Origin of the sequence: Methylocystis sp. H4A (assembly GCF_015709545.1) — a bacterium.
Lineage (GTDB): Bacteria > Pseudomonadota > Alphaproteobacteria > Rhizobiales > Beijerinckiaceae > Methylocystis > Methylocystis silviterrae.
On record NZ_JADNQY010000006.1, the window covers coordinates 1 to 21,574 of the forward strand.

The following is a 21,574-nucleotide window of genomic DNA, read 5'->3' on the forward strand; positions in this document are numbered from 1 at the left end:
GTCAAACGCATCGACGCGATCTTCGACATCGAGCGCGAGATCAATGGCCGCCCCACCGAGGAGCGTCTGGCCATTCGCCGTGAGCGTGTCGCGCCGCTCGTCGCCGAGCTCGAGGCATGGATGCGCGGCGAGAGGGCGCGGCTGTCGCGTCACGCCGAGGTTGCCAAGGCGATGGACTACATGCTCAGACGCTGGAGCGCATTCGCGCGCTTTCTCGACGACGGCCGCATCTGCCTGACCAATAATTGCGCCGAGCGCAACCTTCGCGGCGTCGCGCTGGGAAGAAAATCGTGGTTGTTCGCCGGCTCGGATCGCGGCGGTGAGCGCGCCGCTGTGATCTACACGCTGATCGCCTCCGCCAAGCTCAACGGCGTCGACCCACAGGCTTGGCTCGCCGATGTGCTGGCCCGCATCAACGATCACAAGATAACCGATCTCGCCGCCTTGCTACCGTGGCGCTGGGCCGCCGACCTACAAGCCAAAAAGCTCGCCGCCTGATCTACGCGCAGCCGTCCTTGGCTGAAAATGATCAGCCCACGTGCCTCACCGGATGCTTACGAACCGCGAGCTATGGCTATGGCGGCTATGGCTATGGCTATGAGTATGACTATGGAAAAGACGACGGTGATGAACATGGCACCGAAAAAAAATCGCCTATCCAGAGCGGAGTCAACTCGCCACGTGAGACATTGCAGAAATTGAGCGATGACGCTGCCGCCGGTTGATCAAAACGTCGCCGCATTGCGGGCGGCCGTGTATTTGTCCGCGATACCGTCAAGTTTCGCGCGATTGCGCGAAATCCCGCTTCCCGACGGGGTTGATTTGCTGCTTCGCCTTGTCGCCAGGGATGACGAGGCTCAACAATTCTGCGCAGCGCAGACGGAAAAATCTCCTTCAGAACTGCGGGAAGTGGCGGCGTTCTATCTCGAACAGATCATTTTGGCGCCGGAAGCCGACAGCTATCGCGTATTGGGCGCAACAAGAGATACGCCAGCCACGGAGCTACGACGAAATCTCTCGCTCCTTTGCCGCTGGTTGCATCCTGACGTTTGTGAAGACCTGACGCGCTCGCTGTTGTTCCCTCGCGTCACGCAAGCATGGAATGATCTCAAGACGCCCGAACGGCGCGCCGCCTATGACGCTGCTCTGGCTCGTAGCGCTGCGCCAAAAAACGGCGCGCCCCTTGAGAAAGGCAACGGCGCAAAACGCAGCAGCGAAAACAGGACAAACCAGGGCACCAATTTTAGCAAAAGAGTCCAAAGGAAGCGGACGACCGGTCTTGGACAGAACCGCCCCAAGGGATTGTGGCGGTTCCTTATTTTTGGGCGAAGCTGGCGCACGCGCTGACTGCGATCGGAGGAGCTGGATGGCGCTTTCTTTCAAGCCTGGCCTCACACGGGAACTCTTGAAACGGGAAGCTTCCAGCCCGCTGCGCCTGGCGATATTCTGCGTCGGCGGCTTGACCTTGGGTGGGCTCGTCATTTCTCACAGTCTCGTCGCATATCTTTCGACCCATTCGCCGCCGGAACTGACTCTAAGCATCCGCCCCGATCATTCGCAGGCGCTATTGCTCCTCGCCGCAAATGAGCTTGAACGAAGGACGCCTAAACAGCCCCCACTCTCGAAAACTCATCTCACCGAATTAAAAGAAAAGGCCGAAAGAGGTCTTATAGCCGATCCTCTTTCGGCGCGCGCCTATCGGCTCTTGGGGCAGATCGCGGAATTAGAAGGATCTGTCGCAACGGCAGAAACATTCATGCAGGCGGCCGCACGGCGTTCACTCAAGGAAAGCTTCGCGATCCACTGGATGATGCGCAAAAGCGTCGAGAGAAAGAATCATGAATCAGCGGCTTATTATGCAGATATATTGATGCGATCGAACCCAGGAACGATCGTCTTCACGACGCCGTTTCTGGCGCGGATGGCAGAGGACTCGGACGCCCGGCCTATTCTCGCAAAACTTCTCGCGACAAATCCGAACTGGCGCCGCGTCTTTTTTAGTCTGCTTGGCCTCTCGGTCTCAGACGCGCGTACGCCATATAACTTACTCATGAGCCTCCAGGAAACAGCGGCGCCGCCAACAAAGGACGAGCTGAGCGCCTATGAAACCTTTCTCTTCAAACATGGATTTTATGATCTAGCCTATTATGTCTGGCTGCAATTTTTACCGCCGGAACGGCTTCAATCCGCCGGCTTTTTATTCAACGGCGATTTCGCAAAGAAGCCGATAGGCTCCCGCTTCGATTGGCAGGCCCCTCCCGGCGCCAATGTGTTCGTTGATTTTGCGTCGCGGCCTGATAACGCCGCCAATCGCGCGCTCGTCATAAATTTTGGGCCAGGACGCGTCGAATTTCGAGGAGTTTCCCAAACTACTATGCTGGCCGCTGGCCCATATACATTTAAAGGCACGTACATGGGCGGTATCCGGGGACCGAGAGGCGTGCAGTGGACCGCAAGATGTATCGGAGGAACGCCACTTGGCCAGAGCCAAATGATTCTCGGATCACACCAAGAGTGGCGCACCTTTGAATTTCCCGTGGTCATTCCCGTGAAGGACTGCCCCGCTCAGATGTTCGAACTCAAGCTCGCCGCAAGATCGTCTTCCGAGAAACTTGTTTTCGGCGTGCTTTGGTTCGACGACGTGTCGATTTCGCGGACGGAAAGCGCCTCAAACTAACAATCATCATGGACGCGTCCATAAACATCGTCATAGCCAACCGGAGAGACCCTGTCCCGTCTCCCGACCACGGCGTACCGCGTCGTCGGCCATGCGATCAGTCACTCGATCGACGCAAGGCTGACGATCGCCGCCCCAAAGGCCGCAATTGAACGACGAAAACCGCCGCCAGGCGGCGTCCCCCACTCGGATCGCGGCTCGCAATACGCCTCCGAGTGCTACCGGGAAACGCGCGCGACCATCTGCCGTGCGTAGAGCGCGTGATCGACCCCGCGCGCCTGACCTGACCTGCGGCTGCGGCCAGTTGGTTCGGATCCGCGAAGACCGCTCGAGCCGTCTCGACGCGACGCCCGCGCAATATCGCGTCATCGAGACCGTGCGGCCGCGCTACGCCTGTCCGAATGGCTGCGCGGGCGTGGCCCAGGCGGCTCGCGCGGATCATCCGCGCAACGCCGAAGGCGGGCTCGCCCTTTGCCGACGCGATCCTCGCGCGCGTCGCGGCGCTCTACGTGATCGAGGTCGACATTCGAGGCAACGACGCGTCGGTCCAGCCTAACTAAGGTCGGTGGCAAAGGAGGGCTAATGCTTTACTTTTTGCGATCTGGTGGTCAGATTTTAGGGGAGGGCGCAGCATGCACATTCATCAAGTCCGGCCTGCCGATCGTGCAAGGATATCGCTTATGCGAGGCCAAGAAGTGATACGTCGGATGTTTCTAGCTCGCAGAAACGGAACCATGCTGAACGAAAAGACGAAGGTTAAGCTTTGGGAACTCGCGGCCGCTTGCCCGCTCATTTTGTGGTTTACGTTGGGCATCATAGGCTCCGCCGTAAAATTGTGGGAAGTTGATGACGAAGCGACGCCAGTCCTGGGAATGTGCACGCGTATCGCGACAATCACGCTCCTGGCCCTCGTCATCCGGTTTCTGATTATCAGACATCCCGTCGTCAAAAAGGTTAAGGGCGTCTCGCCGCGTTTGGCGGCCGTCGCCGCTCTGGCCTTGCCGTCCTTGCTGGCCTTGTTGCCGCGGGCCGATATGTCTCCGCTGACGGCCGGCCTTTCATCGGGACTCGCCCTGCTGGGGTTGGTCGCATCAATTGTTACCATCCAATTTCTGGGGCGTTCCTTTAGCGTAATGCCACAGGCGCGGAAGGTAGTGACAGAAGGACCCTATCGTATCGTCCGACACCCGCTCTATCTTGCAGAGCTCGTCGTCACCATTGGCGTCATGTGGAGGTTCGAGCAGCCTTGGCCGCTCATCATATTGGCAGTGACTCTCGGAGTGCAGCTTTTGCGTATGCGCTTCGAGGAAAAGATTCTCTTAGAGACATTTCCCGGCTATCGCGAATATGCGGAGCGGACAGCGCGGCTGGTGCCAGGCTTCTACTGAGAATTTTGACGTCTCGGCTCATGCGCCATCAGTTGGCAGCGGCCGATCCACACATTCACAATCTGCCGCCAGAAATTCCTTAAGTGGGCACCGAGCGCCTCACATGGGCTCACATGGGCTCGATCTGATCGCCTCCTGTGTTGCACGGGCGCAACAGTTGGAATTTAATTGATCTCCCCCCGCTCGATTTGCAAAAAATGAAAGGAAATTCGGTACATATTGGGTGCTCGACGCCTTTACTTCGACAAACATCTAAGGCATTCAACAGGCGTCATAAGGGCACTAAAGGCTTAATGAAGGAGGGTTGCGATCATGAAAGTTGGCAAAATCTTCATTCTAGCGGCAATGGTCGCTAGCGGCTCCGCTCAGGCGGCCTCACTCGTGGACGCTAAAGGGCAGGTTTGGGTTGGTCGCGAAAAGGGATTCGACCTGGTCCAGGGGGCCGCCGAGCTCTCCCCGGGAGACAAGGTGAAAGTTGGCAGCAAGAGTGTTGCGCGCGTCGTCTATCCTGATGGATGCAGCGTCACTGTTAAAGCGAACTCCCTGGCCACAGTTGCTAAACATTCTCCGTGTTCGTTCAGCGCCCAAGCCGGCGGAGCCGATGGCGAATTGGGCGGAAATATGATGCTTGGCCTTGGAGGGACGGCGCTGGTAGGCGGCGCCCTCGCCGGCGCGGGGATTCTTGCTGGCGGCAACAATTCTAACGCCCAGTTCGTTCCCATCCCAGTCCCAGTCAGTCCCTAAGGATTGATTTCGGCCTCGCCCGGATAGGTCGAATTGTTCCTTTCGCTCTCTATCACCGAACTCTTGTTCTGCCTCCTCTTGGGAGGCGGGACAAGAGACGGTTTTCTTTCCGACGCCATTCTTCAGCTGCTTTCAATCCCAGTTTTGTTGGCCGCTCTTTGGCGAGTGTTGGATGCGCCACTAAGCCGCGAAAAATCTTTAGCGCTTGGGTTTTGTGCTGCGATCGTCGCCGTTCCCCTAGTTCAGCTTATCCCATTGCCGCCTTGGATCTGGACGCATCTGAGGCATCGGGAAATCGTCGTCGAATCCTTTGAGCTTCTCGGACGCTCGCCATCATGGGCTCCCATAAGCATGACGCCCGAAGCGACCTTGCTCGCCGCCCTCTCGCTATTGCCGCCTGTGGCGATATTTCTTGCCACTCTCACGCTCGACCGGCGGGAACGCAGAGTGATGAGCCTCGCGCTCGTTGCTTTTGCCGTCGTCAGCGTTTTCTTGGGACTGCTCCAACTGGCGCAGGGACCGACGAGCCCATTGAGATTTTTCCAATATACCAATCAGGACGATGCTGTGGGGTTTTTCGCGAACCGCAATCACTTCGCGGCGCTGCTTTACTGCGCGATTGCACTGAGCACAACGGTGCTTGTGGCTCAGCTGATGGGGCTGTCGTTCAAGCAAAGGAAAGGCGCCGAGACGACATACGCCTTAGGCGCCCTTGCCGCGGGCGTCGCGCTCGCCGCGCTCATCGTCGGCGAAGCCATGGCGCGCTCTCGCGCTGGCATCCTTTTGATGATCGTCGCCTTGCTCGCGAGCGTCGTCGCCGGAGTCGAGCGTCATCGCGCCCGCGCTAATGTGAACGTTTTTCGTGGATTGGCGGCCATCATCGCGCTTGCGATCTTGCTTCTTGGCCAATCAGCCTTGTTTCGCCTGCTCGATCGATTTGACGTTGACGCCCTGGCCGACGCCCGCTTGATTTTTGCTCACAACACCGTCGCAGCCGCGACGAGCGTTATGCCGACCGGGTCAGGCATAGGAAGCTTTCCGTCCGTCTATACGACTGTCGAAAAGCCGGCGGATCTCCTAGCCGGACGATACGCCAATCATGCGCACAATGATTTGCTCGAAATGTGGCTCGAAACAGGATTGGTGGGTCCAACTTTGCTCATCCTCTTTCTTTTTTGGCTGACACGTAAAGGAATCGCCGTCTTTGCGAAGCCTAACTCCGATCTGCTGCCTGTCGACCGAGCGTTGGTCCGCGCATCGATTCTCATTATCCTTCTCCTTCTCGCTCACTCGCTCCTTGATTATCCGCTTCGCACGAGCGCCATGACGGCGCTATTTGCCTTCGCTTGCGGCCTGTTGATCGACCCGCCAGTCACGAGTTCGCGGAGGGCGCGCGTTCATCGGCAGCCATCGATGAGCGTCGTCTAAGAACGACAGAGTTGCTATTTTTTTTCGCGCGCAAATCTGATTTCAGGTCGCTTGGAGGTCCACTGGCGGGGACGGAGGCTGGCAATGAAATTGATCGGCCAATCAGACATAAAAAGGCGCAATCAAAAAAAGCCTTTAACCGGAGATTAAACTATCGTTGCCAGGGCCAGGCGCCTGGGAGCGAGGCGAGCTAAACGCAGAAAATTTTTGCTGACTTGCCGTTTCAGTCATGGCAGTAAATCAAAAAATATTGCGATTTGGCGGACATGTACGACAATGCTGATGATCCGTTCTCCCTCGACCAAATTGGAGCGAGCGAATGCCTTTTGAAAGCAGCAAGAAGTGGTATGTGGCTCGCTCACTGCCGCGACAGGAGTCGAGAGCGGAATTTCAGCTCCTTCAGCAAGGCTTTTCAGTTTTTCTGCCCCGAGTCATGAATGCGATTCGCCACGCGCGAAAACTGCGCACCGCGCCTACTCCGGTCTTCCCCTCCTACATGTTCGTCGCGCTCGACATTGGGCGAGACCGTTGGCGAAGCATCAATGGCACCATCGGCGTCGCCAGCTTGATCATGCAAGGAGAAGCGCCTGTGCCAGTTCCGGTGGGCGTCGTTGAAAGCCTGCTCGACCTCGTGGATGAAGATGGGCTGATCCGTTTCGACCGCGATCTGTGCGAAGGTCAATCGGTGCGCGTCTTGGCGGGTCCTTTCACCCATGCCGTAGGCGTGTTGGAACGATTGGATGCCAATGGACGTGTGCGTGTGCTATTGGACATCATGAACGGTAAAGTATCGGCCCATTTGGACCGCTCCGCCCTGGAAGCGGCTTAAGCGAGCAGGCGAGCAAGCGGGCTCGAATGTTCGCGGGCGGCGGCGCTATGGAGCGATTTGGTCCGCCTTCGCCATAAGCTCGTCAAGGATAAGCGTCGCGCGATAGGCGGGGCGTCGTCGGCACGATAGCGGATGGAGGCGAATGGGGGTAGCGTGGTGACATCCGAATTTCCTGCCATTTTCACACTTTCGCCCCTTTTTCGAGACCATATGTTGCGCTCGAGCAACTCGCTAAATACCTAGCGATAGAGGATATTCTCGTGACCTGGTCATTCCGCAGTCACACTAGGCGAGTTAGAATTGGTTTTCCCGCGCGAGTAAAACCAAAAAGGCTCTCGAATGAGATGGAAAGCGCAAAGGGAAAAATCAATTTGATAGGGGGCGCGCGTGCATTTCGTAGCCAAACCAACAGAGTTCGTCTTTTGGAAAAGTCGGGATGGAAATTGGTCGTTTAAGGAGGGAGAGCGATGGTATGTGGCGCGTTCTCTCCCTCGACAAGAGGCGCGAGCCGAATTTCACCTTCTTCGTCAGGGTTTTCCCGTATTTCTTCCGCGCGCCACGAAAACGGTTCGGCATGCACGAAAATTGCGGACGGTGAAAAGCCCTATCTTCCCCAGCTACATGTTCGTTGTTCTCGACATCGATCGGGATCAATGGCGATCAGTGAATGGTACCAGTGGCGTCTCCAGCTTGATTATGCAGGGAGAAACGCCGCAACCGGTCCCTGGCGGCGTCGTGGAAAATCTGCTCGATCTTACCGACGAAGAGGGTCTCGTTTGTTTCGATCGCAATTTGCGGCAAGGCCAGCCCGTGCGAGTGGTTACGGGTCCTTTCGCTAACGCAATCGGCACACTGGACCGGATTGACCCCAATGGGCGCGTGCGCGTGCTGCTCGACATTATGAAAGGCAAAGTGCCCACATATCTGGACCGCGCCGCGTTGGAAGCGGCGTGAAGCGCATGGCGAGGGCCAGATAACCATCTGCGGAAGCTGAGCGACGAGGGTCGCAAGCGACATTTTGGGTCGTAGTCTGATCTTCTCCGCGATATCTTTTTGATGTTCAGCGTCGCGCAGCAGGGGTGCGACGCTAATATTTAAGCGCAACGGATGAAGCGAGCGCTTCACCCGAAGGGCGGTAGCGTGGATCGAACTAGATTTCGATCTCTTGCCTTTGTCCCTTATCGATCGTAGCGATGGGCGCTATAAATGGGCGTTATCGCGCGTTGACAAGCTCAAGAGCAGATGCAGCGTCGACCACAGTGAATGTCGTTCTTGGGCGCAACTTCCATGGCGCTGATGCAAAGAGAGGAGCGCTGTTAATAAAGAGCTCTCGCGGCGACTGGGCTCAAGTGCGACAATGTCTAGCCTTGTTCTTGACGCTCCTTGCATTGTTCCCTTTTTTTTGACGCTGGCGATTTCCGCGGCGCACACCAATCCGTTAGATTGGAGAGAGTGATCAATAGGCCGCTGTCGTTGTCGGATGTTTTCTGCTCACAGAGTGCGGCGGCGTAACCGGCCGTTGACGCCATTGAAACGCTTGAGCTGGCCGAAGTGTTCGATGAGCGAGCGCGCCTTGTAGGCGGCCTGACGAGGAAAGCCTGCTTGTTCTTTTTATTGGCCTTGTGCGGGTCGCCGGCGCGATAGCGCTTTCTTACTGCCGCGCGGCTTTATGTCTCGTCGACACAAGCGCGTTGCGAAATGATGCGCGTCAGCAGCTTGCCGCCGGTCGTTGATAAGCCTTATTACTTGGAAGATAGCCGCGGTGGTTTAGCCGCCAGGGGATGCAAATGAAAATTTCGGTCGTGACCGTCTGTTACAACGCGGCCGCCACGATTGGCGAGGCGCTCGAGTCAGTTGTTGGGCAACGTGGCGTGGATGTCGAAGCAATCGTTATCGATGGCGGCTCGAAAGACGGAACTCAGGAAATCATCGAAGGCTACAGATCGCAACTGGCGCATTTCGTTAGCGAGGCGGATCGCGGAATTTACAGTGCTATGAACAAGGGGCTCGCCGCCGCGACAGGAGATTTTATCGGCTTTTTAAATGCTGATGACGTTTTCGCGTCTCCCAATTGTTTGAGCGCGGTTGCGCAAGCGGCGCAGACCACTGGCGCGGCCGTCATTGCAGGGTCCGTGTCGCAGGTCAATGCGAATGGGCGCGAGGTCCGCGTAATCCGCGGCGCGGAATTCAAGCCGGATGATCTTTGGTATGGAGGGTTTCCTCCGCATCCGGCCACTTATGTGAAGGCCAGTCTCGCCCGCAAAGTTGGGGAATTTGATGAGACAATACCAACCGCATCTGACTTTGACTATTTCCTTCGTCTTCGTCGCGATTCGCAATTCAGTCTCGCTACAATCGATCAAATTCTCGTCAGCATGCGCAGAGGCGGCGCTAGCAGTTCGGGGCTTCGTTCTTATCTGAATATTTCGCAGGATATGATTCGCGCTTTGCGGAAACAAACGCCCGCTGTGCCGGTCATGCGGGTTTATTTGCGCGCTTTCAAAAAAGCGAAGCAATTCAGAGTCGCCGCAACGCCTGTGGCGAATGACGAATAAATGATCCCAGATGGAGAACCCGCAGTGCGCAAGACCCTCTGCATCGAACTTAACGAGGTTAATTTTGATTCGGTCAGGCACTATATCGAGAGAGGATATTTACCGACTTTCAAGAGACTGATCGATCATCACGGACTAATTGAAACAATATCCGAAACAGAATACGAGCATCTGGAGCCATGGATTCAATGGGTCACCGTGCATACGGGAAAGACGTTCGCCGAGCATAAGATTTTTCGCCTTGGAGACATCGCCAAAGAAGAGATTGAGCAAATTTGGGAGGTGATCGAGAAAAAAGGTTACGCAGTTGGAGCGATCAGCCCGATGAACGCCAAAAATCGGACGTCGAACGCAGCGTTCTTCGTGCCCGATCCATGGACGGCGACTCAATTTACGGGCGGTGCTTTGTTGCGGGGGATGTACGACGGCATCCGCCAAGCTGTGAATGACAATGCGCAAGCGAGAATCTCACTCAAATCATTGATCGGGCTATTAGTTGGCGCTGCCGTAAACGCGCGGCCCGAGAATTACGCCCGCTACGTCTCGCTCGCGCTTGGCGCGCGAATTCGGCCTTGGAACAAGGCGCTGTTCCTCGATTTGCTGTTGTCCGATACGGCGATAACGTCGGTCAAGCAAACCAATGTCGACTTTGCCACGATTTTCCTCAATGCTGGCGCACACATACAGCACCACTACATGTTCTCGGCCGAAAGCTACAAGGGCGAGAACAAGAATCCCGCCTGGTACGTTCGCCCTGGACTCGATCCGTTGAAGGACGTTTATCTCATGTATGACATAATATTAGATCAAATCATGTCCGCCTTTCCAGACGCGCGATTTATTGTAATGACTGGCCTTCACCAGGATCCGAACTATAGAGCAGAGTATTATTGGCGACTGCGCGATCACGCCGCCTTTTTGCGTAAACACGGCGTTCCGTTCACTGTCATCGAGCCGAGAATGTCGCGTGACTTCCTGGTCACGTGCTCCACGGCGAGTGACGCCGAAGAGGCGACGCGCATTTTGGCGTCAATGCGCGCCGAGGACGGCCAAGAGTTGTTCTATGTTGACCATAGCGGCAGGGACGTTTTTGTGACGCTTACTTATCCGGACGACGTTTCCAGAGGCTTCGTCTACTTTGCCGGCCATGATAAGCATGGAGATTTTCAAAACGATGTATCCTTTGTCGCCATAAAGAACGGCAAGCATAATGGCGTCGGCTACATGATTGATACACGCGACAACGCGAATGCCCTGACATCGAAGGACCTGCGTGTTCCACTTGCCTCGGTATTCGATCGACTCGTCGCATCAGTAGCGTGAGCCCATGAGATCGAAGTTGAGGGAGAGAGACCTCTAGAGTCGTGTCCCACTCCGGGGGGGGGGCGAAAGTTATGCAAAGCGATGCTCTGGCTTCTACTCGGCACCCCTCCCCCACTAGATCATCTGTCTCGCGAGGGAGTCATAAGCGATTCTCACGACACAACTCCTTTCAGGATCGGCTCTTATGGATAGACAAACAGCCAAAGAAAAGGGTGACGATCAGGTCGTGATAGGCTTCGGCCTTCTAGGCTGCGGCCGCATTGCCAAGCGGCATGCAGATATTCTGTCCAGCGGGAGTATCCCTGGGGCGCGGCTTGCCGCCGTCTACGACTGCGACCCAGACGTGGCGGCAAGGTTTTCCTCCACCTATGCTGTTCCCGCAGCCTCAAGTAGCGCGGCATTGGCGATGATGAATGACGTCGATGCGGTGTCCATCCTTACTCCGAGCGGACTTCATGCAGAGCATACGATCGAAGTCGCAAGGACGGGTAAACACATCGTAGTCGAAAAGCCTATGGCGCTGCGTCTTGAGGACGCGGAGGCGATGATAAAGGCTTGCGATCAAGCCGATGTGAAGTTGTTCGTTGTCAAACAGAACCGCTTTAACTTGCCGATCATAAAGGCGCGCGAGGCTCTTCGTGAAGGCCGCTTGGGTCGCCTTGTTCTTGGTACGGTTCGCGTGAGATGGTGCAGACCGCAGTCGTACTATGATCAAGCGCCCTGGCGGGGAACATGGAGACTTGACGGCGGTGTCTTATCGAACCAAGCCAGCCATCACATCGACATGCTCGAGTGGTTCATGGGCGATGTTGAAAGCGTCCATGCCCGTGCTACGACTGCTCTCGTCAATATTGAGGCAGAGGATACCGCTGTTGCCACGCTCCGGTTCCGTAACGGCGCTCTTGGCGTCATTGAAGCTACAACGGCGACGCGGCCCAGGGACATCGAGGGCTCCATTTCGATCATCGGCGAGACGGGCGTGATCGAAATTGGCGGTTTCGCGATGAACGAGATCAAGCATTGGCATTTTGCCGACGCGCGCCCGAGCGATCACGAAGTAACAGAGAATTTTTCGGTCAATCCCCCCAATATCTATGGATTCGGCCACCAAGCATATTACGAACACGTTGTCGATTGCCTGAACGGACGCGGGGCGGCCTTGGTCGACGGTTTGGAGGGTCGAAAAAGTCTAGAGCTCATAACTGCACTCTACGAGTCGATCGAGACCGGAATGCCCGTGAACGTCCGCTTTGCCCCCAAGCTTAGCCGGCTGGGCGCTTCGAAATGACGCGAAAAGATAATCCCATTTTATCTCACGTTGACATCAAAGATGTTCGCTTTGGCGAGCGTGTCAAAGTTGTTAATCCTGTCAATATTTACGAATGTGTCATTGGAGATGACTGCTTCATTGGCCCTTTCGTCGAAATACAGAAGAGCGTTACTATTGGGCATCGCACCCGGATACAGTCGCACAGCTTCATTTGCGAAATGGTAGAGATCGGCAATGATTGCTTCGTCGGGCATGGTGTCGTTTTCATCAATGATACGTTCACGAAGGATGGACCGGCCCGCGGGCGCAAAGAGCTTTGGCGTCCGACGCGTATCGGCAATCATGTGTCAATTGGTTCGAACGCGACGGTAATGCCTGTCACTATATGCGACGGCACGGTGATTGGTGCCGGCACGGTTGTAACTCACGACATTTCGGTTCCGGGCGTGTACGCCGGCAACCCAGCAAGACTGCTGCGAGACTTGGGATAGCGAACGCGATCACAGCGTTCTCGAAGCGTCAGACTTTCGGTGATTAGCTCATGAACAATACTTCATCTGGGGTGTCGATCCCATTCGTCGATCTTTATGCTCAATACCTTTCGATCAAGGGCGAAATCGACGCGGCAATCGCCGCCGTGATTACCTCTTCCTCTTTCATTCGTGGCCCTTTTGTCGAAGAATTCGAACAGGACTTTGCCAAGGCTGTCGGCGCGCCGCACTGCGTTTCCTGCGCCAACGGAACCGACGCCCTTTATATCGCAATGAAAGCTTTGCGGGTGAGAGCGGGTGATGAAGTGATCGTACCGGCAATGTCATGGATTTCGACGAGCGAGACGGTCACACAGTCAGGAGCGACCGTGGTCTTCTGCGACATCGATCCGCTGACTTACACAATCGATGCGACGAAGCTCGAGAGCGTGATCACCAGCCGCACAGTCGGAATAATTCCTGTTCACCTCTATGGGCAGCCTGCTGACATGGGGGCTGTGATCGATGTGGCGGAACGACATGCCCTTTGGGTGATCGAGGACTGCGCACAGGCGCATCTGGCCGAATTTCGCGGCCGTCAGGTTGGCGGGTTTGGCGTCGCCGCCACGTTCTCGTTCTATCCCGGCAAGAATCTTGGAGCGATGGGCGACGCCGGAGCGATCATCACGGCCGACCGGGCTCTTGCGGAGCGTATGGCAATGTTCGCTCGTCATGGAGGCCTCGTGAAAGGCGAGCACCGCATCGAGGGAGTCAATAGCCGCCTCGATGGCTTGCAGGCGGCGATTCTCTCGGTGAAGCTGAGGTACTTGCCCGCCTGGACGAAGAGGCGCGACGAAATCGCCAGGCGTTACAGCGAGAGGCTTGCGAATATCTCCGGAATCGTTGTCCCTCGTGTCGCCGAGGAGCGGAAACACGTCTGGCACCTGTACGTTATTTGCCACGATCAGCGCGATGCGCTCGCTGCGCACTTGAAAGAGCAAGGCATTCAAACACAGCTCAATTATCCACGGGCGCTGCCGTTTCTCCCCTGCTATCGGCGACTTGAGGCGCAGGTCGAGGACTTTCCGGGGGCTGACGCCCTGCAACGTCGCTGCCTTTCACTACCAATGTTTGCCGAATTGGCCGAGCGGCAAATCGAAGCGGTCTCGGCGGCAGTGTCCTCATTCGCCCCTTCCGCCGCGCAAAGGGCTTGCTGAGGGCCCGGGCGCGTTTTTTAAGCGTCGCGCCAGTTTACGCGGCTTGTCACACACCCGCGATAAACAGGAACGTTCGATGATTGACCAACTCAAGAAACTCTTCCTTCGGTCTCCGACCGTCCAGCGAATTGCTGTACTGTTGCGCCTGACGCCCCAGCCCGAAAAGCACGCCGTCAAGCAGGCCGTAATCCTCGAACTTGCCGAGCAATTTGGAGCGCGGACCTTTGTCGAGACGGGAACGTTTCGCGGCGACATGATCGCCGCTATGGCCGCGTATTTCGACAAGCTCTATTCGATCGAACTGAACGCGGAATTTTGCCACGCGGCGCAAAGGCGATTCGCCGACGACGAGAACGTCGAAATCCTGCACGGCGACAGCGGCCAGAAGCTTGCGGAAATCCTCCCTCGCCTGAAAGGACCAACATTATTTTGGCTGGATGGACATTTCTCTGGGGGCGACACCGCCCGGGGCCGTGAAGACACTCCTGTCATAGCCGAACTTGACCATATACTTTCTGCACCGGATCTCGGACATGTTATCTTGATTGACGATGCGCGGCTCTTCGGGCGAGACCCGGCCTATCCGTCGGTGGAAGCTGTCGCCGATATGGTGAGCAAAAGGCGAGAAGATGTAAAGATCGATGTCCGGCACGACGCGATCCGAATACTGCCAAAGCCCGTTTCATGACGTTCGCGAAAGCTGAGTTAATGGCGAAACGCGCCGCAATTCAAACGTCGACATTTGCTGCCGTTTTGGGTGATCGCATCCGCTCCGTTGGCCGGCAACGGCTCGCACGGAACGTAGCCGCGAATTATCTCGGGTCTTCCATCAGCGCGAGCGTGCCGATTCTGGCGTTGCCGTTCCTGGTCGAAGCGCTTGGCCGCACTTACTGGGGACTGATCTCCTTCGCGACATTCATGATCACGCTCATGAGCGTTTTCAATGCGGGAGTCACGCAGTCGCTCGTCAAGGCATTTGGCTCACGTTGGGCGGAAGGAGTGGAAGGGCGCATGGCGGCCGCCCGGCTGCTTTACAGCCTCGAGCGATATTATTGGTGCGGCGCATTGATCATTGCCGTGGCTGTAGCGCCGTTTTCAGACTTTATCGTCTCCCGTTGGCTCAATGTTAAGGAGATTCCTCATGACGTTGCGATCGGAGCAATCTATTGCGCCATAGCGCTTTTTCTCATACAGCTTCCCGCTGCTCTCTATGGCGCTGTCCTGACCGCGTTGCAGGAGCAGGTCTCCCAAAACACCATCCGCGGCTCCTATGCTCTTTTCAAGGGCGTTGGCGGCGTCGTTGTGGCGATCACAACCCATTCGGCGTTGGCTTATCTCACATTCCTGATATCGGCTTTTATGCTCGAAACGCTTACCGTGGCCTGGATCGCCTGGCGTTCGATGCCTCGATCCCGTTCCCACCTTTTGTGGGATGCAGGCGAGATCCGTGACGTCCTCCCTTTTTCAGTGCGGATGAGCGCTCTGGTGATGCTCGGGGCACTCACGACGCAGATTGACAAATTTTACGTGAGCCTGAAGCTTCCTATCGAGGAATTCGGAGTTTACAGCATCGCCTATAGTGTTGCCATCGGGCTATTGCAGTTCTCCTACCCGGTCCTAACAGCTACGCTCCCACGTCTTGTCGAAATCGGTGCCGATCATTCCATACGCCGCAGGATGACGCTTCAACTCATGAAATTGATTGGGGCCATCGTTCTCGTAATCGGCGTCGGCTACATCCTTTGCGGACGTCTGATCCTGGAATTGTGGTTGGGCGATCCAGCGCTTGCCGTCAACGTGTCGGTTGTCCTCAACTGGTTGATGCTGTCGAGCGCGATGAATGTGGTTTATAATGTTGGCTATATCAACTGGGTCAGCCTGGGAGAGACGCGCTGGATCGCGATCATAAACAGCGCGTCGTTCGTAATTGCACTTATTGTAACGCCGTTTTGCATCCGAGCCTTTGGCTTGCCGGGAGCCGCTTTCTCGATGGTCACTATCAATTTAATCGGCTGCGTAAGCGCGATGATCTGGTTCGCGCAAGGTTTCTCACGGCAGAAGAGGGCAATTCGATGATGTCGCGCGCGGTCAAAGCCCTTTCCCTGCCAAACCGCTATTGGCAATTTGTTCGGGGCTGGCGTCGCTTCGCGCAACAATCTCGTCTGGAGCAAGACGATCGGTTCCAGTTGAGCTGGCGGGACCGCATGCCGGCTCTTTGGGAGAATTCCGCGACAACCGTGTTCGACGCGCATTACATCTACCATACCGCCTGGGCGACCCGGACAGTGCTGAAATTAAAACCAGCCCGCCATGTCGACATCTCCTCTACGCTGTATTTTTGTACTACGATATCCGCAAGCGTCCCGGTTAATTTTTACGACTACCGCCCGGCGCCGATTTCTCTCGACGGCCTGTCTTGCGGGCGCGCGGACCTGACACAACTTCCATTTGCGGATTCGAGCATCGAGTCGCTTTCTTGCATGCATACGATTGAACATGTCGGGCTCGGTCGATATGGCGACGCCATCGATCCAATTGGAGATCTGAACGCAGCGGCCGAACTCACGCGCGTGGTCAAGCCCGGAGGCCACCTCGTTATGGTCGTGCCCGTCGGTAACCCGCGCATCTGCTTCAACGCCCATCGTGTTTATAATTTCGCGCAAATCACGAAAATGTTCGAACGTTTTTCAATCATCGATACCGCGCTGGTGACGGATAATGGTGAGTTCCACCTCAATCCGGTACCCGAAGAATTCGACTCTCAAGCCTATGGCTGCGGCTGCTTTCTCTTGCATAAGAAAATCGACTGTGATGGCTGTTCGAACAGAGTTGAAGTCACGTCCACGTTACATTCGGCTTGATCTTGTATATTTTACAGACGAGGGACGATAAAGCCTTGGAAACCCCCTTCAAGTTTGTGCGTCGAACCGCAGTTCGTGCGGCCAGAAATCTTCTTGCTTCGATTCCGTTCGAAACGGCTTTGCTGATTTCCCGGGAATTGCTCGCAGCTCAAGGGTTTGGCTGTGGCGCGGATATCACTACCAGCGGAGAAGTCGGTATATTCAATCTCGTGAAAGCGCCGAGCCCGTTACTGTTTGACTGCGGCGGCCATGTTGGCGACTATACAGCCCTCTGGCTCCGAAAATTTCCGGATGGCCGAGCGTTTGTGTTCGAGCCGGCAGCGTCTCATTATTCGCTGTTGGAATCCCGTTTCTCTGGTAATTCTTCCATCCGGCTATTCCCGAACGGTTTGGGTGCGGAAGACGCGAGGCTGCCGCTTTACAAAAATCGTGATGTAACAGGGCTTGCTTCGTTGAGCCGTCGGCGTCTTGACCATCATGGCATTGTGATGGATCAGAGTGAAACGGTCGAGATTCGGAAACTCGACGACATGATCGCTGAACTCGACGTTTCAGTCATTGATCTGCTGAAAGTTGACGTGGAAGGTCACGAACTATCTGTCCTTCAAGGGGCGGCTAAGGCAATTGAGACAGGAATCATCAAGTTAATACAAATAGAATTCGGTGGGTGTAACCTCGATACTCACACTAATTTGCAGGATTTTTTCTATTTCTTCAAAGATCGTGGATTGGTTATGGGCCTTGTCCAGCCACGCGGTCGTATTATTGTTCTCGATCGCTACCGCGAATTCTACGAGCAGTACCTTACAACAAATTTTGTTGCCGGACCGCGGCTGGCGCTAACCACATGACGAACCGATGCTGAACGTCTACATCAAGTCCTTTGCCAGACCATTTTATCTTGATCGCTGCATACGTAGCGTCAAGTTCAATATTAATAAATACGATAAGATTGTGATTCTGGATGACGGAAGCCAATCAGTTCACCTTGAACGAATCCGTCAGTTGCATCCCGACGTGGAGATCAGATCATCCGGAGCTGATGATGGTAAATTCGAGTTACTGAGACAGGGTAGGTTCGACGAAATCGCCCATCGCTATCCCTCGGCTCCGGCGTTCTGGGTTCGGGAAGTAGCGGCCGACGATAAGGAATATTGCCTCGTTATGGAAGATGACGCGTGGATAGTGCGACGCCTTGACCTCCCTGCCCTGGTACATGAACTCAAACATCAGGAGGCCCTTATCTGCAAACTTTGGTGGGGGTCTCAAGCACATAAAATCATCGCCAGATCCTCGTGCCCAACCGGGCCCGTTATCGAGTATTATGGAGCAGATTGTGATGATTTTGAAAATGCGCGGTCAATATGGATAGTGGCCTTCGCCATTTTTCGAAGAGATTATTGGCTACGATGCGTCTCGCGCGCAAAGCGTCTTGGAGACGAACGATCCCAGGTTATAGCCGCATGTGAATTCGCCCAATCGAGTAGTTCCGCCCGGTTCGCCAAATCTCAAAAGCGCGCAGTTTATCAAGGTTGGATAATTCCGGCACGATCGACCTCAGAATATTATGATAAAGGGCTCATTCAGCATGCTTACATGGACGTCCTTAATGACGCATGGTTTGCCGGTGAGATCGATGTGACGGAGGGATATCCATTTGATTTCCCCGAGCAGACGATCGTTAGGCTTATGGGACGACGTCTTCCGGCGGAGGCCATAGACGCTTGGAGGGAGTGGCAGCGCCGCGAAGTTGTCCATTATTATGACTGTTGAGTCTGTCATGGAGCCGATCTGAGAAGAAGTTGAGTCTGGGGAGTAGATTGTGATTCGTTAGCCGGATGCCTAGGGTCCGGACCTATAAACCCGTTGGCATGAGCGTGCAGTTGTGTTTCACGGCTTTCCGAAAGGAAGTGCCGATGCTTCTCGATCAATTCTGGGCGACGGATGCGCAGTTTTCGAAGATTGCGCCCCATCTTCCGACCGATACTCGGGGCAAGGCGCGGGTCGATGACCGTCGCGTGATCAGCGGCATCATCCAAGTGCTCAAATCTGGTGGACGCTGGGTCGACGCGCCGCCGGAATACGGGCCGACGAAGACCCTTTATAATCGCTATGTCCGTTGGGCCGCCAAAGGCGTCTGGGTCGATCTCTTTCACGCGCTCGCGCAAGCTGGCGGCCCCGCCGGCGCAGGTTCTCATCGACTCCTCGGCGGTCAAGGCGCACCGCTCCGCAAGTAGGGGTAAAGGGGGGAGTGTGCCCAGGCGATCGGCCGATCGCGCGGTGGACGCACGACCAAAATCCATGCGCTGACAGACGCTCAATGCCGGCCAATCGCCTTCATGCTCACCGGCGGTGAACGTCGCCGATTGCGCGGCGGGGATGGAGCTTCTCGCGCGGCTTCCCGCGTGCGACATCCTGCATGGCGACAAGGGATACGACAGCGACGCCATCCGCCGTCGGGTCGAGGACGGCGGCGCAATGCCGAACATTCCGCCCAAGGCCAATCGCAGGTGGAAGAACTGCTTCTCGCCCTTCCTCTATCGCAATCGCAACACCATCGAGCGTATGTTCTGCCGATTAAAGGACTTCAGGCCATTGCAACCCGCTACGACCGAAACGCCGCGAACTTCCTCGCAGCCGTCTGCATCGCAGCGACCGTCAGCTATTGGTTATGAGTCTGAACCCTAATTCTTTTTGGAGATGCGGTCATTGGTCCCGCCTCGGGCCATACTGCCCAGGCTTGCCAAAGGAGATGACCACCATGGAACTTTATGCCGCCTTGGATGTCGCGCTTGAAAAGACTGCATTATGCATTGTCGACCGTGATGGCGCCGTGGTTCTCGAAGCCAATGTCGCCAGCGATCGTGATGCACTCGCGAATCGGCTTGCGCCCTTTCGGCTCGAACTTGTTCGGCTCGGGCTCGAAGCGGGGCCGCTGTCGGAATGGCTCGTCCGCGGCATGCAGCGCCAGGGCTTCGAGGCCCTGCTGATGGAGACGCGCCATGTTCGCGCGGCGCCTTCGGCCCGTGTCGCCAAAACAGACCGCAATGACGCCCGGGGTATGGCAGACCTCCTGCGCATGGGCTGGTTCCGGCCAGTGCATGTCAAAAGCATGGACGCGCGTGAACAGCGAGCCTTGCTTACCGCGCGCTCCACGCTCGTTCGTCGTCTCAAGGACGTCGAAAACAGCGTGCGAGGCTTGCTGCGCGGCTTCGGCATTCGGCTCGGGTCCAGCTGCGCGGCCGATGGGACGCCAAGGTCCGAGAAGCCATCTCTGGCCACCCAACCCTGCCGGATATCTTGGAGCCGCTTCTTGTCGCCCGTTCCGCTTTACGCGATCAGGTCGCCATAATCGACAAGCGCGTTCGCGACGCCGTTCGCCAGGACCAGGTTTGCCGGCGTTTGATGACCACCCCCGGCGTCGGCCCAATCGTCGCGCTCACCTATCGAGCGGCGGTCGACCAGCCAGAGCGGTTCGTATCGTCGAAATCGGTCGGCGCCTCTTTCGGGCTGACGCCGCGCCGATATCAATCCGGGGAAACCGACCGTGTCGGCGCTATCAGTCGCGCGGGCGACGCTTCAGTGCGGGTCGCTCTGTTCGAAGCCGCCCATGTCATGTTGACGCGATCCGCGAAATGGTCGAGGCTGAAAGCCTGGGCCTTCAAACTCGCTCAACGTCGAGGCCTGAAGCGCGCCAAGGTCGCCCTCGCTCGCAAACTCGCCGTCATCCTTCATCGCATGTGGCGGGATCAGACAGATTTTCGATTCACCGCAGCGCCAAACGTCGCGACCGCCGCGGCATGAATAGGAAGAAGCAAAGCCGAGTGGTGAAATAGGAATCGTCCTCGCAAGGGACGCGCCTCGTGAGGACGATGGCGCAGAGAGACCGCCGGACACCTGGGAGTGCGAAACGCAACTCCGCTTTGGAGATCGGTCCTCTTCGCCTCAGCCAATTGCATCATGTGACGACCACGCGCCGATCACGAACAGAAGCATGCCCCTCGCGAGACCAAAAACGCCCTTGACTGAATCGCCCAATGACAGAAGGTCAGAACCCGGATGACCGGCGCGCGGCGCGACTGAAAAAATCCCGCCCCATCCTCGACGCCCTCGAGGCATGGCTGCGTGAAAAGCTCGCGCTGATCAGCCAGAAGACCAAGCTCGCCGAGGCGATCCGCTACGCGCTCTCGCGCTGGGACGGCCTGACGCGCTTCGTCGACGACGGGCGCATCGAGATCGACTCCAACACCGTCGAGCGCGCCATCCGCCCCATTGCGACGCATGAGTCATTGTGCATTCCCTCATCAAGTATCTGTAAACATTGGAAGCGTGTGTTCGTCGACGACGCGACACGGGCGACCTTTTCGGGCAACCGCCGCTTTTACCGGCTCCAGCGCCAGGTCTTCGGCGCGGATTTGATGCGGCGCGCCCGGAACCACCTGTATTGCTGGAAGCGCGCCGGATTTGATCAGGCGTCGTATCGCGTGGTGTGTGACGCCTAAAGTCTTCGCCGCCTCTGCCATGGTGAGCCATTCGCCATCCTTTTCCGCGGATCGATACGCGTGGATGCCACGGACGCGTCGAACGGAAGCAACGCGATGCGCCGTCCACGTCTTGCCCTGGCCAGTGGGCAGGCCCATTCGATTCAGCGACGCGGCAATGTGTTCGTCAGACCAGCGACCGGCCATGCTTCTCATGACCGCCAACGCATCTTCGGTTGTCGCGCAACCATGTTCTCCTGTTCGAGGTTTGCGCACGCGCAATTCGGAGTGCTGACCTCCACGCCAATGGATCGTGAGCACGACATCGCGT

At 56.4% G+C, this 21,574-nt stretch carries 20 protein-coding genes and 4 pseudogenes; 23 read left to right on the top strand and 1 reads right to left on the bottom strand.

Annotated elements, in window-relative coordinates; genetic code table 11:
- From IYW40_RS00215 to IYW40_RS00330, 23 genes and pseudogenes are all read left to right on the top strand, one after another.
- A partial coding sequence (locus IYW40_RS00215; protein ID WP_196398974.1) for a transposase occupies window positions 1–498 on the top strand: 498 nt, incomplete at its 5' end.
- A gap of 17 nt (window positions 499–515) precedes the next feature.
- Window positions 516–725 (top strand): hypothetical protein, encoded by a 210-nt coding sequence (locus tag IYW40_RS00220; RefSeq protein ID WP_196398975.1) that lies wholly within the window; start codon window positions 516–518, stop codon window positions 723–725.
- 410 nt (window positions 726–1,135) lie between these two features.
- On the top strand, window positions 1,136–2,677 hold the full coding sequence (locus IYW40_RS00230) for a hypothetical protein (protein WP_246720555.1): 1,542 nt from the start codon (window positions 1,136–1,138) through the stop codon (window positions 2,675–2,677).
- 289 nt (window positions 2,678–2,966) lie between these two features.
- Window positions 2,967–3,104, top strand: a pseudogene (locus IYW40_RS00235) (IS66 family transposase zinc-finger binding domain-containing protein); the annotation flags it as partial.
- Window positions 3,079–3,237 carry a hypothetical protein gene (locus tag IYW40_RS00240; RefSeq protein WP_196398994.1) on the top strand — a complete coding sequence of 53 codons (159 nt, stop codon included), beginning with the start codon at window positions 3,079–3,081 and terminating at the stop codon, window positions 3,235–3,237. The pseudogene IYW40_RS00235 and the gene IYW40_RS00240, both read left to right, overlap by 26 nt.
- 120 nt (window positions 3,238–3,357) lie before the next feature.
- A complete protein-coding gene (locus IYW40_RS00245) occupies window positions 3,358–4,065 on the top strand; it encodes an isoprenylcysteine carboxylmethyltransferase family protein (RefSeq protein ID WP_196398978.1) in 708 nt (235 codons plus the stop codon).
- 312 nt (window positions 4,066–4,377) lie between these two features.
- Entirely contained in the window at window positions 4,378–4,809 is a 432-nt protein-coding gene (locus IYW40_RS00250) for a hypothetical protein (protein WP_196398979.1), read from the top strand.
- 351 nt (window positions 4,810–5,160) lie between these two features.
- Window positions 5,161–6,237 carry an O-antigen ligase family protein gene (locus IYW40_RS00255; RefSeq protein WP_196398980.1) on the top strand — a complete coding sequence of 359 codons (1,077 nt, stop codon included), beginning with the start codon at window positions 5,161–5,163 and terminating at the stop codon, window positions 6,235–6,237.
- Between the two features lie 319 nt (window positions 6,238–6,556).
- The gene (locus IYW40_RS00260) at window positions 6,557–7,066 is read left to right on the top strand and encodes a transcription termination/antitermination NusG family protein (RefSeq protein WP_196398981.1); all 510 of its coding nucleotides are present in this window, start codon (window positions 6,557–6,559) and stop codon (window positions 7,064–7,066) included.
- Window positions 7,067–7,540: 474 nt separating this feature from the next.
- The gene (locus IYW40_RS22170; protein WP_196398982.1) at window positions 7,541–8,020 is read left to right on the top strand and encodes a transcription termination/antitermination NusG family protein; all 480 of its coding nucleotides are present in this window, start codon (window positions 7,541–7,543) and stop codon (window positions 8,018–8,020) included.
- A gap of 833 nt (window positions 8,021–8,853) precedes the next feature.
- Window positions 8,854–9,621 (top strand): glycosyltransferase family 2 protein, encoded by a 768-nt coding sequence (locus tag IYW40_RS00270; RefSeq protein WP_196398983.1) that lies wholly within the window; start codon window positions 8,854–8,856, stop codon window positions 9,619–9,621.
- A 24-nt stretch (window positions 9,622–9,645) separates the two neighbouring features.
- Window positions 9,646–10,944: a hypothetical protein gene (locus IYW40_RS00275; RefSeq protein WP_196398984.1), complete on the top strand. Its 1,299-nt coding sequence runs from the start codon at window positions 9,646–9,648 to the stop codon at window positions 10,942–10,944.
- Between the two features lie 184 nt (window positions 10,945–11,128).
- Window positions 11,129–12,232: a Gfo/Idh/MocA family oxidoreductase gene (locus IYW40_RS00280; RefSeq protein ID WP_210327148.1), complete on the top strand. Its 1,104-nt coding sequence runs from the start codon at window positions 11,129–11,131 to the stop codon at window positions 12,230–12,232.
- Window positions 12,229–12,705: an acyltransferase gene (locus tag IYW40_RS00285; protein ID WP_196398985.1), complete on the top strand. Its 477-nt coding sequence runs from the start codon at window positions 12,229–12,231 to the stop codon at window positions 12,703–12,705. Before IYW40_RS00280 ends, IYW40_RS00285 begins: the two co-directional genes overlap by 4 nt.
- Before the next feature lie 50 nt (window positions 12,706–12,755).
- Window positions 12,756–13,901 (top strand): DegT/DnrJ/EryC1/StrS family aminotransferase, encoded by a 1,146-nt coding sequence (locus IYW40_RS00290; protein ID WP_210327149.1) that lies wholly within the window; start codon window positions 12,756–12,758, stop codon window positions 13,899–13,901.
- Window positions 13,902–13,944: 43 nt separating this feature from the next.
- Window positions 13,945–14,589, top strand: a complete 645-nt coding sequence (locus IYW40_RS00295) for a hypothetical protein (protein WP_196398986.1) — start codon at window positions 13,945–13,947, stop codon at window positions 14,587–14,589.
- Window positions 14,586–15,977: an oligosaccharide flippase family protein gene (locus IYW40_RS00300; protein WP_196398987.1), complete on the top strand. Its 1,392-nt coding sequence runs from the start codon at window positions 14,586–14,588 to the stop codon at window positions 15,975–15,977. The genes IYW40_RS00295 and IYW40_RS00300 overlap by 4 nt, the downstream gene beginning before the upstream one ends.
- Window positions 15,974–16,762 (top strand): DUF268 domain-containing protein, encoded by a 789-nt coding sequence (locus IYW40_RS00305; RefSeq protein ID WP_196398988.1) that lies wholly within the window; start codon window positions 15,974–15,976, stop codon window positions 16,760–16,762. Before IYW40_RS00300 ends, IYW40_RS00305 begins: the two co-directional genes overlap by 4 nt.
- 35 nt (window positions 16,763–16,797) lie before the next feature.
- The gene (locus tag IYW40_RS00310) at window positions 16,798–17,613 is read left to right on the top strand and encodes an FkbM family methyltransferase (RefSeq protein WP_196398989.1); all 816 of its coding nucleotides are present in this window, start codon (window positions 16,798–16,800) and stop codon (window positions 17,611–17,613) included.
- Between the two features lie 7 nt (window positions 17,614–17,620).
- Window positions 17,621–18,535 (top strand): hypothetical protein, encoded by a 915-nt coding sequence (locus tag IYW40_RS00315; RefSeq protein ID WP_196398990.1) that lies wholly within the window; start codon window positions 17,621–17,623, stop codon window positions 18,533–18,535.
- A gap of 143 nt (window positions 18,536–18,678) precedes the next feature.
- Window positions 18,679–19,437, top strand: a pseudogene (locus tag IYW40_RS00320) (IS5 family transposase).
- A gap of 86 nt (window positions 19,438–19,523) precedes the next feature.
- Window positions 19,524–20,566: pseudogene (locus tag IYW40_RS00325) on the top strand (IS110 family transposase).
- A gap of 251 nt (window positions 20,567–20,817) precedes the next feature.
- Window positions 20,818–21,039 (top strand): annotated as a pseudogene (locus IYW40_RS00330) (transposase); the annotation flags it as partial.
- A gap of 27 nt (window positions 21,040–21,066) precedes the next feature.
- Here IYW40_RS00330 and IYW40_RS00335 read toward each other — a convergent pair.
- Window positions 21,067–21,574, bottom strand: a 508-nt coding sequence (locus IYW40_RS00335; RefSeq protein WP_196398991.1) for a helix-turn-helix domain-containing protein, incomplete at its 5' end; no start/stop codon positions are given.

What these genes read in the sequence shown, in the direction of transcription:
- IYW40_RS00230 (WP_246720555.1), top strand. Translation starts at nt 1,136, where the DNA reads ATGACGCTGCTCTGGCTCGTAGCGCTGCGCCAAAAAACGGCGCGCCCC.
- IYW40_RS00240 (WP_196398994.1), top strand. Translation starts at nt 3,079, where the DNA reads ATGGCTGCGCGGGCGTGGCCCAGGCGGCTCGCGCGGATCATCCGCGCA.
- IYW40_RS00245 (WP_196398978.1), top strand. Translation starts at nt 3,358, where the DNA reads ATGCGAGGCCAAGAAGTGATACGTCGGATGTTTCTAGCTCGCAGAAAC.
- IYW40_RS00250 (WP_196398979.1), top strand. Translation starts at nt 4,378, where the DNA reads ATGAAAGTTGGCAAAATCTTCATTCTAGCGGCAATGGTCGCTAGCGGC.
- IYW40_RS00255 (WP_196398980.1), top strand. Translation starts at nt 5,161, where the DNA reads ATGACGCCCGAAGCGACCTTGCTCGCCGCCCTCTCGCTATTGCCGCCT.
- IYW40_RS00260 (WP_196398981.1), top strand. Translation starts at nt 6,557, where the DNA reads ATGCCTTTTGAAAGCAGCAAGAAGTGGTATGTGGCTCGCTCACTGCCG.
- IYW40_RS00270 (WP_196398983.1), top strand. Translation starts at nt 8,854, where the DNA reads ATGAAAATTTCGGTCGTGACCGTCTGTTACAACGCGGCCGCCACGATT.
- IYW40_RS00280 (WP_210327148.1), top strand. Translation starts at nt 11,129, where the DNA reads ATGGATAGACAAACAGCCAAAGAAAAGGGTGACGATCAGGTCGTGATA.
- IYW40_RS00285 (WP_196398985.1), top strand. Translation starts at nt 12,229, where the DNA reads ATGACGCGAAAAGATAATCCCATTTTATCTCACGTTGACATCAAAGAT.
- IYW40_RS00290 (WP_210327149.1), top strand. Translation starts at nt 12,756, where the DNA reads ATGAACAATACTTCATCTGGGGTGTCGATCCCATTCGTCGATCTTTAT.
- IYW40_RS00300 (WP_196398987.1), top strand. Translation starts at nt 14,586, where the DNA reads ATGACGTTCGCGAAAGCTGAGTTAATGGCGAAACGCGCCGCAATTCAA.
- IYW40_RS00305 (WP_196398988.1), top strand. Translation starts at nt 15,974, where the DNA reads ATGATGTCGCGCGCGGTCAAAGCCCTTTCCCTGCCAAACCGCTATTGG.
- IYW40_RS00315 (WP_196398990.1), top strand. Translation starts at nt 17,621, where the DNA reads ATGCTGAACGTCTACATCAAGTCCTTTGCCAGACCATTTTATCTTGAT.